The 13,460-nt window shown below is 59.9% G+C and carries 15 protein-coding genes; 9 read left to right on the top strand and 6 right to left on the bottom strand.

All coding sequences use genetic code 11. The features are described from left to right. Nucleotides 1–229: 229 nt before the first annotated feature. Nucleotides 230–718, top strand: coding sequence for a C40 family peptidase (locus AU074_RS31440; RefSeq protein WP_076018024.1), 489 nt, complete (start codon nt 230–232; stop codon nt 716–718). 1 nt (nt 719) lies between these two features. Here AU074_RS31440 and AU074_RS31435 read toward each other — a convergent pair whose 3' ends face one another. Together AU074_RS31435 and AU074_RS31430 are read right to left on the bottom strand one after the other, a co-directional pair. Continuing rightward, entirely contained in the window at nt 720–1,352 is a 633-nt protein-coding gene (locus AU074_RS31435; protein WP_076018023.1) for a TetR family transcriptional regulator, read from the bottom strand. A gap of 151 nt (nt 1,353–1,503) precedes the next feature. Continuing rightward, complete coding sequence (locus AU074_RS31430) at nt 1,504–1,953, bottom strand: hypothetical protein (protein WP_076018022.1); 450 nt, start codon at nt 1,951–1,953, stop codon at nt 1,504–1,506. Nucleotides 1,954–2,321: 368 nt separating this feature from the next. Here AU074_RS31430 and AU074_RS31425 point away from each other — a divergent pair, with 368 nt between their 5' ends. Next, nucleotides 2,322–4,391 (top strand): AsmA family protein, encoded by a 2,070-nt coding sequence (locus AU074_RS31425; protein WP_076018021.1) that lies wholly within the window; start codon nt 2,322–2,324, stop codon nt 4,389–4,391. A 137-nt stretch (nt 4,392–4,528) separates the two neighbouring features. Here AU074_RS31425 and AU074_RS31420 read toward each other — a convergent pair whose 3' ends face one another. Together AU074_RS31420 and AU074_RS31415 are read right to left on the bottom strand one after the other, a co-directional pair. Further along, entirely contained in the window at nt 4,529–5,059 is a 531-nt protein-coding gene (locus AU074_RS31420) for a bacterioferritin (RefSeq protein ID WP_076018020.1), read from the bottom strand. A gap of 99 nt (nt 5,060–5,158) precedes the next feature. Continuing rightward, a complete protein-coding gene (locus tag AU074_RS31415; RefSeq protein WP_143503751.1) occupies nt 5,159–6,070 on the bottom strand; it encodes a LysR substrate-binding domain-containing protein in 912 nt (303 codons plus the stop codon). Nucleotides 6,071–6,194: 124 nt separating this feature from the next. Here AU074_RS31415 and AU074_RS31410 point away from each other — a divergent pair, with 124 nt between their 5' ends. Then, the gene (locus AU074_RS31410; protein ID WP_076018018.1) at nt 6,195–6,836 is read left to right on the top strand and encodes an FMN-dependent NADH-azoreductase; all 642 of its coding nucleotides are present in this window, start codon (nt 6,195–6,197) and stop codon (nt 6,834–6,836) included. Between the two features lies 1 nt (nt 6,837). Continuing rightward, on the top strand, nt 6,838–7,143 hold the full coding sequence (locus AU074_RS31405) for a multidrug efflux SMR transporter (RefSeq protein WP_076018017.1): 306 nt from the start codon (nt 6,838–6,840) through the stop codon (nt 7,141–7,143). Here AU074_RS31405 and AU074_RS31400 read toward each other — a convergent pair. Then, nucleotides 7,136–8,032 (bottom strand): DMT family transporter, encoded by an 897-nt coding sequence (locus tag AU074_RS31400; protein ID WP_076018016.1) that lies wholly within the window; start codon nt 8,030–8,032, stop codon nt 7,136–7,138. The genes AU074_RS31405 and AU074_RS31400 overlap by 8 nt on opposite strands. Before the next feature lie 97 nt (nt 8,033–8,129). Between AU074_RS31400 and AU074_RS31395 the strand changes: the two genes are divergently transcribed. From AU074_RS31395 to AU074_RS31385, 3 genes are all read left to right on the top strand, one after another. Beyond that, on the top strand, nt 8,130–8,918 hold the full coding sequence (locus AU074_RS31395; protein ID WP_076018015.1) for a helix-turn-helix transcriptional regulator: 789 nt from the start codon (nt 8,130–8,132) through the stop codon (nt 8,916–8,918). A 71-nt stretch (nt 8,919–8,989) separates the two neighbouring features. Further along, a complete protein-coding gene (locus AU074_RS31390) occupies nt 8,990–9,304 on the top strand; it encodes a PsiF family protein (protein ID WP_017478381.1) in 315 nt (104 codons plus the stop codon). A gap of 191 nt (nt 9,305–9,495) precedes the next feature. Further along, complete coding sequence (locus AU074_RS31385) at nt 9,496–10,509, top strand: AI-2E family transporter (RefSeq protein ID WP_076018014.1); 1,014 nt, start codon at nt 9,496–9,498, stop codon at nt 10,507–10,509. A 134-nt stretch (nt 10,510–10,643) separates the two neighbouring features. On the opposite strand, the gene AU074_RS31380 is transcribed toward AU074_RS31385, so the two are convergent. Next, a complete protein-coding gene (locus tag AU074_RS31380; RefSeq protein WP_076018013.1) occupies nt 10,644–11,912 on the bottom strand; it encodes an Hsp70 family protein in 1,269 nt (422 codons plus the stop codon). A 288-nt stretch (nt 11,913–12,200) separates the two neighbouring features. Between AU074_RS31380 and AU074_RS31375 the strand changes: the two genes are divergently transcribed. Together AU074_RS31375 and AU074_RS31370 are read left to right on the top strand one after the other, a co-directional pair. Beyond that, the gene (locus AU074_RS31375; RefSeq protein WP_076018012.1) at nt 12,201–13,148 is read left to right on the top strand and encodes a DnaJ C-terminal domain-containing protein; all 948 of its coding nucleotides are present in this window, start codon (nt 12,201–12,203) and stop codon (nt 13,146–13,148) included. A 2-nt stretch (nt 13,149–13,150) separates the two neighbouring features. Next, nucleotides 13,151–13,459 (top strand): chaperone modulator CbpM, encoded by a 309-nt coding sequence (locus AU074_RS31370; RefSeq protein WP_003217397.1) that lies wholly within the window; start codon nt 13,151–13,153, stop codon nt 13,457–13,459. Nucleotide 13,460: the final 1 nt, after the last annotated feature.

Raw genomic sequence — 13,460 nt, 5'->3', positions numbered from 1 at the left:
AGGAAATTATTCCAAAATGTTTCATTTTGGTGCGTGAGTGGATTTATAGCACCGGATTCGGGCGCTCAGCGTTGAATTCCATGGCTCGCTGCATGAAATTTCTTTCATCTTTGGGGGGGTGATGAGTTGTTTCGGATTTTTCCCACGCAGTTACAGGATTAGGCGGTCATCGGGTTACGCGCTGTTTCATTAGGATTCCGCTCCGTGTTTAATTCTCAGCGGTTCCATCATGTACAAGTCATTTTTCTGTTTAATCATTGTCAGCCTGTCGCTCGCCCTTTCATCCGCTTCGGCCAATCTCCAGCGGGCCCCGGCATTTGCCCCGCGGCCCTCTATCGACAACGTGATCGATCGTGCCCATGCACTGCTGGGCACGCCCTACAAGTGGGGCGGCACCTCGGTACGGCAGGGGTTCGATTGCAGCAGCTTCCTGGTGTACCTGTTCAAGACTGAAGCCAACATTCATCTGCCCCGCACGACTTCCGAAATGCATCGCTCAACTGCGGCCACGGTCAAGCGCGATGCATTGCAACCGGGTGATGCGGTATTTTTCAGGGGCAATGGGCGCGGCCAGGTCAGCCACGTTGGTCTCTATATAGGTGAGGGCAAATTCATTCACTCGCCCCGCACCGGCAAAAGCGTGCGCATCGATTCACTGGCCAACAGTTACTGGAACAAGAACTACACCACCGCCAAGCGATTCCACGCCGTGCGCTGATTTATTCAGTGCTGCCCAGGCCTTGCCAATGCTTGAGGCCAATGAAGATAAAGCGCAGTTGCTGGGTGATCTTGGCTTGAGGCGTGAGGTGCGCAGGCAGCGCTTCGGCGGGTGGGTCGATGATATCGGGCAGGGTGGCGAACACGCTCTTGACGATCAGGTCGGCCATTACGTGTAAACCGTCGGCATCCAGGTGCTGGAGCTTGGGCATCAGGGTCAGGTCGGCGGCGAGGTCGCTGGTGATGTCTTCGCGCAGGGCACCAATGGCTTGGCGCACGGCGAGGCTGCCACCGTATTGCTCGCGGGCCAGGAACAGGAATTGCGAACGGTTGGCGGTGACCACATCCAGGAAAATCCGTACCGAGGCATCAATGATGCCGCCCATTACGAATTCGTTGTGGCGCACCAGGCGAATCGTCGCGCGAAAGGTCTGGCCGACTTCACTGACCAATACCAGGCCCAACTGATCCATATCGGCAAAGTGACGGTAGAAACCGGTGGGCACGATGCCGGCGGTCTTGGCCACTTCACGCAGGCTCAGGCTGCCGAACCCACGGCCACACTCCATCAGATGGCGGGCTGCGTCCATCAGGGCGAGTCGGGTCTGTTGCTTCTGTTCGGCACGGGGCAGCATTGGCAGGCGGGCTTTGTGGACAAGGACAGCGACGCACTCTAGCAAATCAGCTTTGCCAGCGTCGAACTTCAAAAGGGAGAAGGGCGTTGCGGTTCACACAAAGTCAAAGCCCGATCGGGTGATCGGGCTTTTTTCCAGGGCCAGCACGGGCTTAGCTCTGTGCTTGATGCAGTTCTTGCAGACGGTCAGCACCGCCTTCAGCTACAGAACCGGCGTAGGCACGTTCGTTGGCTTGCTCAGCACCGCCTTCAACCAGACCTTTCTGTTCCAGGCGATCACGGCCACCTTCGGCAACAGCGTTGCGTTCCATCAGGCGATCAGCGCCACCTTCAACCAGGCCTTTCTGTTCCAGACGATTACGGCCGTTTTCTACAACACCTTCGGTGTAAGCGCGTTTGTTGGCGTTGTCCGAACCGTTTTCAGTGATGCTGCCGTTGTAGTCGGTGTTGTTCTTGTCCGAAGCACCGCTGCGCGCCAGGGTTTGGCTAACGTGGGAAGCATCGGCTTTTACTTGTGGGGTGGCCTGTTCAGCAGCTGGCAGGGCAAATGCGCTGGTGGCCAGGACGGAAAGTACAAAGCTTGCGAGTAATTGGCGTTTCATGATGGGTTGCTCCTTGGGAGGGCGATAAATTGGGTACAGGGCTAATGCTACTCTTGATAAGTCGATATAAAAGTTCATAAACACAATGGTAATAATCAACAGAATTGATTGTTCTCGCCGAGGGCTCTATCTCGCAGGTCTCAAGCCCGCGCTTTTGCACCGTGGTGGGTATTTTCGACACGACCGTGGGTAACAACGGTGCGTGATTGATGATTGAAACTGTCTGATTGGTCAGGAAAGGCGGTTTTGAGGGCTAATTCATCAATGGGGTTAAACCCCAGCGCCGTTTGTCAGTCGTAGCCATATAAGCTGTAGTCAAAACGCGCGCCGCAATGCGCCCGCTCAGTCGTAACCTGGAGTCCTGTGCAATGACGCGCACTCGTAAAATTCTCGCCTGGAGCTGCGCCAGCTTCGTTCTGTTAATCGCCATTGTGGTGTTGGTCCTGGTGTTCTTTGACTGGAACCGGATCAAGCCGCCGCTCAACGCCAAGGTCTCCGAAGAGCTGCATCGACCGTTTGCCATCAATGGCAACCTGGCAGTGGTGTGGCAGCGCGAGCCCGATGAAGGCGGCTGGCGCGCCTGGATTCCGTGGCCCCATGTGATTGCCGAAGACCTGACCCTGGGCAACCCCGACTGGTCGAAAACCCCGCAGATGGTCACCCTCAAACGCGTGGAGTTGCGCATCTCGCCCCTGGCGTTGCTGGCCCAGCGCGTGGTGATCCCGCGTATCGACCTTACCGAACCGAGTGCGCAGTTGCAGCGCCTGGCCGACGGCCGCGCCAACTGGACTTTCAAGTTCGACCCCAAGGACCCGAACGCTGAACCCTCCAACTGGGTGGTGGACATCGGCGCGATTGGTTTCGACAAAGGCCACGTGACCCTCGACGACCAAACCCTCAAGACCCAACTCGACGTAGTGATTGATTTGCTCGGCAAGCCAATTCCCTTCGGTGAGATCGTCGGTGATGCCGACGCCAAGAAAGCCCTGGAAAAAGGCTCGGCGCCGCAGGATTACGCGTTCGCCCTCAAGGTCAAAGGCCAGTACCACGGCCAGAAGCTCGATGGCAGCGGCAAGATCGGTGGCCTGCTGGCATTGCAGGACGCGGCCAAGCCGTTTCCGCTGCAAGCCCAGGCCAGGATCGGCGACACCAGCATCGCGCTGGCCGGCACCCTCACCGACCCAATGAACCTTGGCGCACTCGACCTGCGCCTCAAGCTCTCCGGCAGCAGCCTGGGCAACCTGTACCCGCTCACCGGCGTGACCTTGCCGGATTCTCCGGCCTATTCCACCGACGGCCACTTGATCGCCAAATTGCATGAGGCCAGCGGTGCGTCGTTCCAGTATGAAAACTTCAACGGCAAGATCGGCAATAGCGACATCCACGGCAACCTTGGCTACGTCGCCAGCCAGCCACGGCCCAAGCTCACGGGCGCGCTGGTTTCCAACCAACTGTTGATGGCCGACCTGGCGCCGCTGATTGGTGCCGACTCCAACGCCAAGCAAAAAGCCCGTGGCGGCGAAAGCAAGCAGCCGGCGACCAAGGTGCTGCCGGTGGAAGAGTTCCGCACGGAGCGCTGGCGCGACATGGATGCCGACGTCGAATTCACCGGCAAGCGCATCGTCCACAGTGCCGAACTGCCGTTCACCGACCTCTACACCCACCTGGTGTTGAACGATGGCCAGTTGAGCCTCGAGCCCCTGCGTTTCGGCGTAGCCGGTGGCAAGCTCGACGCGCAGATTCGCCTCAATGGGCGCACCACGCCGATGGAAGGCCAGGCCAAACTCACCGCACGTAACTTCAAGCTCAAGCAGCTGTTCCCGACCTTTGAACCGATGAAAACCAGCTTCGGTGAACTCAACGGTGACGCCGACATTTCCGGGCGCGGCAACTCCGTCGCGGCGCTGTTGGGCACGTCGAATGGCGATCTGAAGATGTTGATCAACGACGGCGCCATCAGCCGTGGCCTGATGGAAATCGCTGGGCTCAACGTCGGTAACTACGTGGTCGGCCGCCTGTTTGGCGACAAGGAAGTGAAGATCAACTGCGCGGCGGCAGACTTTGGCATCAAGTCCGGCCTGGCGACGACTCGTCTGTTTGTGTTCGATACCGAGAACGCGATCATCTACATCGATGGCACTGCGAACATGGCCAGTGAGCAGCTTGATCTGACGATCACGCCAGAGTCGAAAGGCTTCCGCCTGTTCTCCCTGCGCTCGCCGTTGTACGTCAACGGGCCGTTTATCAAGCCGAATGCTGGCGTGAAGGCGGTGCCGCTGATGCTGCGTGGCGCGGGAATGGTTGCACTGGGTGTGATTGCCGGCCCGGCAGCAGGCTTGCTGGCGCTGGTGGCACCGAGCGGCGATGAGCCGAACCAATGTGCGCCGTTGCTGCAACAGATGAAGGAAGGCAAGGCGCCTAAAACAGTGAAGGGCTAGCTGACAAAACCGGGAACCAAATGTGGGAGCGGGCTTGCTCGCGAAGGCGGTGGATCAGTCAATAATGTGCCGACTGGTCCACCGCCTTCGCGAGCAAGCCCGCTCCCACATGGGTTTTGCGGTGTTAGCTGTGTTAGTTACAGGTCCTTCAGAATATCCGCCATATCATCGGCGTGTTCTTCTTCCTGGGCCAGGATCTCTTCGAAGATCCGGCGAGTGGTCGGGTCTTTATCGCCGATGTACTGGATGATCTCGCGATAGCTGTCCACCGCGATACGCTCGGCCACCAGGTCTTCGTAGACCATTTCCTTCAGCGTATTACCGGCCACGTACTGCGCGTGGGAGTTCTTCGACAGCAGGTCGGGGTTGAACTCCGGCTCGCCGCCCAACTGCACGATGCGTTCGGCCAGTTTGTCGGCGTGTTCGGCTTCCTGGGTGGCGTGCTCGAGGAATTCCTCGGCGGCGACATGCGCCTTGACGCCATTGGCCATGAAATAGTGGCGCTTGTAGCGCAGCACGCACACCAGTTCGGTGGCCAGCGATTCGTTGAGCAGACGCAGGATTTCCTGGCGGTCGGCGTCATAGCCTTCAGTCACGGCACCGTTTTCGACGTTCTTGCGGGCGCGCTCACGTAAGGTGGCTACGTCAGACAAATGTGAGTCAGTCATCTCATTCTCCTGGTACTAATCCGGTTTTGCGCCACGCTCTGCCGGCGTGATCGCTCATTGGTTGTGAGTCCCAGGCAACCCGAAAAGTTTTATCGGATTTTACAGCGCGTGTCCCGATAGCCGCGCTTCCTCCTGCAACCATTCAAAAAACGCCCGGACCGGCGGGTGTCGTTCACGGCCCGGCACGCACAGGGCGCTGTAACCGGCGCCGTCGACATGGACCTGTGGCCGGTAAGGCACCAGTAAACCGCTGGCGACGCTTTCCGAAACCAGGATGTTGCTCGCCAACACCAGACCCTGGCCGGCAATCGCTGCTTGCAAGGCGTAGTGCTCTTCGTCGTATTCGCGCAGTGGCGAGGCGGATTGCAGCCAGTCTTCCCCGGCCTTTTCGCACCAGGCCTGCCAGCCCAGAGCGTACAGCTTGGAGTTGTGCCAGCGCACGCTGATCAGGGTCGGGGTACGTTCGCTCGCCAAAGCGACTTGTTCGGGGGAGCCGTACACGGCGAAACATTCGTCGAACAGGCACAAACCGTACAGGTTCGTGTAGTCGTCGATGCTGTAGCGGATCACCAGGTCGACGCTGGCGTCCTGCTGCAAATCGACCACGGCGCAGTTGGTGTCCAGGCGCAGGCTGATGTCCGGATGAGCGGCATAGAAGCGGCCGAGTCGCGGCACCAGCCACAGAGCGGCAAACGCCGGGGTGGTGGAGAGCGTGAGATTGCCGGCGCTGCGCTGCGGGCGCAGGGTGTCGACACTTTGCGCGACGTCCAGCAGCGCCCCATGCAGGCTGTGGAACAGGCGCTCGCCGCGTTCTGTAAGTCGCACCTGGCGCGGCAGGCGCTCGAACAGTGGCACGCCGAGCCAGGTTTCCAGGGCGCGAATCTGGTGGGACACGGCCGTTGGCGTTACCGACAGCTCCTGGGCGGCGGCCTTGAAGCTCAGCAGGCGCGACGCCGATTCAAAGGCACGCAGGGCGGTCAGGGGCAGCGAGGCAAACATATGAAGCTCCATGGATGAATTCAAATCATCCAGAACAACTATTGCTCATTTGTGAGGTAAGCCAGGCATCTCTAGATTTGTGGGCAAGAGAGGCGGCCAGTCAGGTTGCCTGAGTCTAGCGCGTGAAGGCCTACAGATGAAAAAAATGCTTGCGATCCATTCCAGCCCCCGTGGCGAACGTTCTCACTCCCGGCGCCTGGCCGAGGTGTTCCTGGGCGCATGGCACGCCACCAACCCTGACGCGCAACTGAGCCGCCGCGAAGTCGGCCGTGCATCGATTCCCCATGTCAGCGAAGCCTTTATTGCCGCCAGTTTTCACCCCGAGCCGCAGTCGATGCCCTTGTCCATGCACGCCGACTTGCAACTGAGCAATGAACTGGTGGCCGAGCTGGTCGAGCACGAACTGCTGGTGATTTCCGTGCCGATGTACAACTTCGGGATTCCCAGCGGCCTCAAGGCCTGGATCGACCAGATCGTGCGCATGGGCCACACCGTGGACATCACCCAGGACAGCCAGGGCATCGCCCAGTACCAGCCGTTGCTGTTGGGTAAAAAGGCGCTGATCATCACCAGCCGCGGCGGCAGTGGCTTTGGCCCGGGCGGGGAAAACGAGGCGATGAACCACGCCGATCCGCACTTGCGCACCGCGTTGGGGTTCATCGGCATTGAAGACGTCACGGTGATTGCAGCAGAAGGTGAAGAGTCCGACCCGAGCGTGTTCCGCCGCTCCTGCGATGCGGTCGAAGGGCAACTGCGCGATCTGGCCGGGAGCTTCTGAGGTGTCCTGGCTCTTCCTGCTGATCGCTGCCGGGTTTGAGGTGACCTTCGCCATGGGCATGAAGTACGCCGACGGCTTCACCCGGCTGTGGCCATCGCTTATCACCGTCATTGCAGCGGTGGGCGGGATCTATTTTCTGACCCTGGCCATGCGTGAGTTGCCGGTGAGCGTGGCTTACCCGATCTGGACTGCCATTGGTTCACTGGGTACGGTGTTTCTCGGGTTTGCGCTGCTGGGGGAGAGCCTGACGATGATCAAGCTGGTGTCGGTGGGCTTGATCGTCGCCGGCGTGGTCGGCCTTAAGTAGCTTCAGGCGCGCTGACATTGCTGCGAACCGGAGTCGTCCAGCGCTCCGACAAAATCACCCCGCCCAGGGTCAGCAAGCCGCCCACCAGGTGATACATCGCCAGTTGCTCCTTCAACACCACTGAGGCAATCAACGCGGTGATCAGCGGCAGCAGATTGAAAAACAGCGTGGTGCGGCTCGGGCCGAGGGTCTTCACCGAATGCATCCACGCCAACGGCGCGAGCATCGAGGCCAGCAGGCAGGCATACAGCACCAGCGGGATATTCGACCAGCCAAGGCCGGCCTTGTCGGAGAACAGGAACAGCGGAAACAGCACCACCACCGCCACCAGCACCTGCAAATACAGCAATACCAGCGGCGGCAACCGCAGCTGCCATTTTTTCAGCAGGGTGCTGTAGACCGCGTAGGCGAGGGTGGCCACCAGCATCATCGCATCACCCATATTCAGCCCGTGTTGCAGCAGGGCGCTGAGACTGCCGGCGGACACTACCACCACCACGCCAGCGAACGACAGCACGGCACCGGTCAGGGCGCCGAAGGTCAGGCGTTGGCCAAGGCTGATGATTGCGGCGGTGAGGGCCATCAGCGGCATCAGCGAGAGGATGATGCCCATGTTGGTGGCCGAGGTCAGGTTGGCGGCGTAATACGCCAGGCTTTGATACACCGCCATGCCCAGCACGCCGAGGATAAAGATCTTGCCCAGGTTGGGACGAATCAGCGACCAATTGGCGATGACAGGTTTGAGCATGAACGGGGTAAACAGCACGCCGGCCAGCAGCCAGCGATAAAAGCCGATCTCGGCAGGGAAAATTGTCCCCACCGCGAGTTTGTTGACCACGGTATTGCCGGCCCAGATAAAAATGGCCAGTAACGGATAAGCGTATTGCATCTAAAGGAACCTGTTACGTCTATGAGCGGCGATTATCCTTTGTCTGGATCGAAGCCTATACTTCGATCCAGCCATCCGACCTTTGTATCCAGACAATATGCTCAAGAAGTACATCAACCTTCCCGATTTCGACCAGTTGCCGTCCCCGGTGTACTTCCGTTATTCGGAGTTCGAGGCCGACACCCATGCCAGTGCGCACCAGCATGCCTGGGGCTCCCTGGACTACTCGGCCCGAGGCGTGATGCGTTTTGAAGTCGCCGGCAGCCGCTTCATGTCGCCGCCGCAATACGCGGTGTGGATCCCGCCGAATACCCAGCACAGTTCCTACAATGCCCAGGCGGTTGTCTATCGCTCGGTGTACCTGGCGCCCACGCTGTGCGATCACTTGCCGGCGCAGCCGTGCACCCTGACCATCAGCGATATCCTCAAGGCGATCCTCAGCGATTTCGCCGAGCGTGACGTCAACATTCCAGAGAATGAAGCTGATGTGCGCCTGGCCCAAGTGCTGGTCGACCAGCTCCGGCAGGCCCCGGTGCACGATTGTTTCCTGCCGTACGCCAGCCATCCCGGGTTGCTCAGCGTACTGGAAGGCATGCAGGCCGACCCAGGTGATAACCGCGCGCTGGCCCAGTGGGCGGAGCAGGCACATGTCAGCGAGCGCACCCTGGCCCGGCAATTTGCTCGTGAACTGGGGATGAGTTTCGGCGAATGGCGCCAACGCCTGCGCTTCCTCGCGTCCATCGAAGCCTTGGATAGCCCGCGCAGCATCCAGGAAGTGGCGTTTGACCTGGGCTACAGCACCGCCTCGGCGTTTATCGCGATGTTTCAGCGCCAGGCCGGCTGCACCCCGGAGCAGTACCGACGGACGAATATTCGTAGCAGGTGAACGTGTAACAGGGTTTGACTACACTGCTGGGGAGGCCGTGCCCCTCGGCACGGTAACAGGGAGAAAACTCCATGAAGATGCTGCGTATTCCGCTGTTGATGATGGGCTTGCTGTTGTGTTCCCAAGGCTTTGCCGCGACTGCCGCACAGACGGCTCAGCAACAAAAAATGACCACTTGCAACGCCGAAGCCAAGACCAGTGGCAAAACCGGTGATGATCGCAAGGCATTCATGAGCACCTGCCTCAAGGCCGCCCCGGCCGCCAACGACGCCAAGACCCTCACGCCACAGCAGCAGAAGATGAAAGACTGCAACGCCACGGCGAAAACCCAGGCGCTGACCGGCGATGCACGTAAAACGTTTATGAGCACCTGCCTGAAGAAATAATAGCCGGGTGCCATAGAAGGCTGCGACACTCGCACACAGCCCTCTGTTGTCTTGTAGGAGCGAGCTTGCTCGCGAAGAACGTCAACGAAAACGCGTTCATCCTGAATAAACGTGGCTTCCTTGCGTTTTTCGCGAGCAAGCTCGCTCCTACAAATAACAGCATCTTTTAACGCCGTTCGTTTTGAGGCTGTATGCCAACGTTTTCTCAGCGTCACGTGTTGTTGTTGGTTAGTTGCGTGCTGATTTTTGGCGGGCTGCTGCTGGTTTTGCCGTTGAAGTTGCTGCCGAGCCTGCTGGCCGGGCTGCTGGTGTACGAGCTGGTCAACATGCTCACCCCGCAGTTGCAGCGGCTGATCGAAGGCCGGCGTGCGCGCTGGTTGGCGGTGGCGTTGCTGGGGACTTTGATCGTCAGCATCCTGACCCTGATCTTCGCCGGGGCCATCAGCTTCCTGCTGCACGAAGCGGAAAATCCGGGGGCTTCCCTCGACAAATTCATGGGCGTGGTTGACCGTGCGCGCGGCCAACTGCCGCCGTTCCTCGACGCCTACCTGCCGGCCAGCGCCGCCGAGTTTCGCGTGGCCATCGGCGAATGGCTGAGCAAACACCTCAGCGAATTGCAGTTGGTGGGCAAAGACGCTGCGCACATGTTCGTGACCTTGCTGATCGGCATGGTGCTGGGCGCGATCATCGCCCTGCAGCGGGTGCCGGACGTCACCAAGCGTAAACCCTTGGCTGCTGCGCTGTTCGATCGCTTGCATTTGCTGGTCCAGGCCTTTCGCAACATTGTCTTCGCCCAGATCAAGATCGCCGCGTTGAACACGGCGTTCACCGCGATCTTCCTCGCGGTGGTGCTGCCGCTGTGCGGGATTCACCTGCCGCTGACCAAGACCCTGATCGTGCTGACATTCCTGCTGGGCCTGCTGCCGGTGATCGGTAACCTCATGTCCAACACCCTGATCACCATCGTGGCCTTGTCGCTGTCGATTTGGGTGGCGGTGGCGGCGTTGGGCTACCTGATCGTGATCCACAAGGTCGAGTACTTCCTCAACGCGCGGATCGTCGGCGGGCAGATCAGTGCCAAGTCGTGGGAATTGTTGTTGGCGATGCTGGTGTTCGAAGCCGCCTTCGGCCTGCCGGGGGTGGTGGCGGGGCCGATTTATTATGCGTACTTGAAGAGTGAGTTGAAGCTGGCGGGGATGGTTTAGGCATTGATGTTGCCTGGACTGGCCCCTTCGCGAGCAAGCCCGCTCCCACATTCGGCTGCATTCCAAAGTTGGAACTCGGTCGAATGTGGGAGCGGGCTTGCTCGCGAAGGGCGCGCCACGGTTTCAGCTAAAACTCAGTAGCCGTACCGCTTGCTGGCCTCAATCGCCAGACCACTGCCAATACTGCCAAAGATATTCCCTTCCACATGCTGCGCATTCGGCAGCATCGCCGAGATGCTGTGGCGCAGCGCCGGAATCCCGCTGGAACCCCCGGTAAAGAACACCGTGTCCACCTGGGCCACGTCCACCGAGGCGTCGTTGAGCAACTGGGTCACGCTGTTGCGCACCCGCTCCAGCAAGCCATCGATGGCCGACTCGAACAATGCCCGACTCAACTCCACGCTCAACCCTGGCTCGACCCGGTCCAGCAGCACATGGCGGCTGTCCTGCTGCGTCAGCTGGATCTTGGTTTCTTCCACTTCCATCGCCAGCCAGTGCCCGGCGCGCTGTTCGATCAGGTTGAACAGGCGGTCGATGCCGCCGGTGTCCTCGATGTCGTAGCGCATGCTGCCCAGCGCCAGCTTGGATTTCTGTGAGTACACCGAGTTGATGGTGTGCCAGGTCGCCAGGTTCATGTGGTGGCTGGTGGGCATGTAGGCGCCGCTTTTCATGCGGCTGCCGTAGCCGAACAGCGGCATCATGCCGGCCAGCGAGAGCTGCTTGTCGAAGTCGGTCCCGCCGATGTGCACACCGCCGGTGGCGAGGATGTCGTCGTGGCGGTTGTCGATCTGGCGACGCTCGGGCGACAGGCGCACCAGGGAGAAGTCGGAGGTACCACCGCCGATGTCGACGATCAGCACCAGCTCTTCTTTCTCGATGGTGGACTCGTAGTCGAAAGCCGCGGCAATCGGTTCGTACTGGAACGAGATGTCCTTGAAGCCGATCTTGCGGGCTACGTCCACCAGGGTGTTCTCGGCTTCCTGATCGGCCATAGGGTCGTCGTCGACGAAGAACACCGGGCGGCCCAGCACCACTTCTTCAAACTCACGCCCGGCGGTGGTCTCGGCACGGCTCTTGAGTTGGCCGATAAACAGCGCCAGCAGGTCGGTGAACGGCATGGCCGTGCCCAATACGCTGGTGTCGTGCTTGATCAACTTGGAACCCAGCAGGCTCTTGAGCGAGCGCATCAGCCGGCCTTCGTAGTTTTCCAGGTACTCGTGCAGGGCCAGGCGACCGTACACCGGGCGGCGTTCTTCGAAGTTGAAGAACACCACCGACGGCAGCGTGATCTTGTCGTCCTCCAGCGCGATAAGCGTTTCCATGCCGGGACGAATCCAGCCGACGGTGGAGTTGGACGTGCCGAAGTCGATACCGCAGGCACGGGCTGGGGATGGGTTTTTCATGTCAATCGGGTTCCGGTTGAAAAACGGCCGCGCAGTGTATGCCACCCGCGCGCAGATGCGTAGGCCGACTATCCGCTAAATACAGCGGACTTGTTACCTTGAAAGCCCGGTGTTTGCCCCCAAATCCTCCCCATACGGTTGGTAGCTGCACGATTCTGCCCGCAGCGCCGATAAACTTCTGACGCACCCTTCGGTCACAAGATTGAGATCGGTCAATCCAGACGCCGCAAACAGGCGCATGCTGTGACGCTGGCAGTGCGATATCGATAATGGATGGTGATGCCCCCGATGGACTTCAAAGACTATTACAAGATTCTCGGTGTAGAACCCACCGCTGACGACAAGGCGATCAAGGCCGCCTATCGCAAGCTGGCGCGCAAATATCACCCGGACGTGAGCAAGGAAAAGGACGCGGAAGCCAAGTTCAAGGACGCGTCCGAAGCCTATGAAGCGCTGAAAAGCGCCGACAAGCGCGCCGAATACGACGATTTGCGCAAATACGGCCAGCATGGCCAGCCGTTCCAGGGCCCGCCAGGCTGGCAGAGCCGTGGCGGCTACGGTGGCGGTGGCCAAGACACCGGCGACTTTTCGGACTTCTTCAGCTCGATCTTCGGTTCGCGCGGCAATGGTTTTGGTGGTGCCCAGGGCCGCAGTGCCGGGCGCCGAGGGCAAGATGTGGAAATGGAACTGCCGGTCTTCCTCGAAGAGACCCTGTCCAACGAATCCAAGCAGGTCAACTTCCAGGTGCCGCAATACAACGCGGCCGGCCAGCACGTCAGCAACACCACCAAGAGCCTGAACGTGAAGATCCCAGCCGGTGTGGCCGACGGCGAGCGCATTCGCCTCAAGGGCCAGGGCGCTCCGGGGATTGGCGGGGGTGCCGCAGGTGATCTGTACTTGATCATCAAGTTCGCGCCCCACCCTAAATTCGATGTGGAAGGCGAAGACCTGATCATCACCCTGCCACTGGCTCCATGGGAGCTGGCGCTGGGCACGGAAGTGGCGGTGCCGACCCTCACCGGCAAGATCAACCTCAAGGTGCCGGCCGGCAGCCAGAACGGCCAGCGCATGCGCGCCAAGGGCCACGGCTTGTTGAACAAGGCCGGGCAGCGCGGTTACCTGTTTGTGCAACTCAAGGCGGTGATGCCGAAAAACACCGACGAAGAGGTCAAGGCGTTGTGGCAGGAACTGGCACAAAAAGCCGCCTTCGATCCAAGAGAATCATGGAGTAACTAACGATGAGCAGTCCCCGTTTGGTTCAAGTGAACATGGCAGAATTCTGTGAGGCCACCGACCTGTCGGTGGCCTACGTGATCGAAATCGTCGAGCACGGCATTGTTGAACCGGTGGGGACGAGTCCCGAATCCTGGCGCTTTACCGATTACGAACTGGCCCTGGCCAAGCGTGCCTCGGCGCTGCAAAAGGACCTGGAGCTGGAATGGGAAGGCGTCGCCCTGGCGCTCGACCTGCTGGAGGAAGTCCAGCAACTGCGGGCCGAGAACCAGATGCTCAAGCAGCGTTTGGGGCGGTTGGTGCAGACACCCTGAA

Source organism: Pseudomonas sp. ATCC PTA-122608, assembly GCF_001952855.1.
Taxonomy (GTDB): domain Bacteria; phylum Pseudomonadota; class Gammaproteobacteria; order Pseudomonadales; family Pseudomonadaceae; genus Aquipseudomonas.
Note: the sequence above shows the minus strand (reverse complement) of the source record. Positions and strands in the feature narration are given on the sequence as shown.

Coding starts and splice junctions, on each gene's coding strand:
- AU074_RS31395 (WP_076018015.1), top strand. CDS start 8,130: ATGCTCAAGAAGTACATCAACCTTCCCGATTTCGACCAGTTGCCGTCC.
- AU074_RS31385 (WP_076018014.1), top strand. CDS start 9,496: ATGCCAACGTTTTCTCAGCGTCACGTGTTGTTGTTGGTTAGTTGCGTG.
- AU074_RS31370 (WP_003217397.1), top strand. CDS start 13,151: ATGAGCAGTCCCCGTTTGGTTCAAGTGAACATGGCAGAATTCTGTGAG.
- AU074_RS31375 (WP_076018012.1), top strand. CDS start 12,201: ATGGACTTCAAAGACTATTACAAGATTCTCGGTGTAGAACCCACCGCT.
- AU074_RS31410 (WP_076018018.1), top strand. CDS start 6,195: ATGAAAAAAATGCTTGCGATCCATTCCAGCCCCCGTGGCGAACGTTCT.
- AU074_RS31390 (WP_017478381.1), top strand. CDS start 8,990: ATGAAGATGCTGCGTATTCCGCTGTTGATGATGGGCTTGCTGTTGTGT.
- AU074_RS31420 (WP_076018020.1), bottom strand. CDS start 5,059: ATGACTGACTCACATTTGTCTGACGTAGCCACCTTACGTGAGCGCGCC.
- AU074_RS31400 (WP_076018016.1), bottom strand. CDS start 8,032: ATGCAATACGCTTATCCGTTACTGGCCATTTTTATCTGGGCCGGCAAT.
- AU074_RS31430 (WP_076018022.1), bottom strand. CDS start 1,953: ATGAAACGCCAATTACTCGCAAGCTTTGTACTTTCCGTCCTGGCCACC.
- AU074_RS31380 (WP_076018013.1), bottom strand. CDS start 11,912: ATGAAAAACCCATCCCCAGCCCGTGCCTGCGGTATCGACTTCGGCACG.
- AU074_RS31415 (WP_143503751.1), bottom strand. CDS start 6,070: ATGGAGCTTCATATGTTTGCCTCGCTGCCCCTGACCGCCCTGCGTGCC.
- AU074_RS31425 (WP_076018021.1), top strand. CDS start 2,322: ATGACGCGCACTCGTAAAATTCTCGCCTGGAGCTGCGCCAGCTTCGTT.
- AU074_RS31435 (WP_076018023.1), bottom strand. CDS start 1,352: ATGCTGCCCCGTGCCGAACAGAAGCAACAGACCCGACTCGCCCTGATG.
- AU074_RS31440 (WP_076018024.1), top strand. CDS start 230: ATGTACAAGTCATTTTTCTGTTTAATCATTGTCAGCCTGTCGCTCGCC.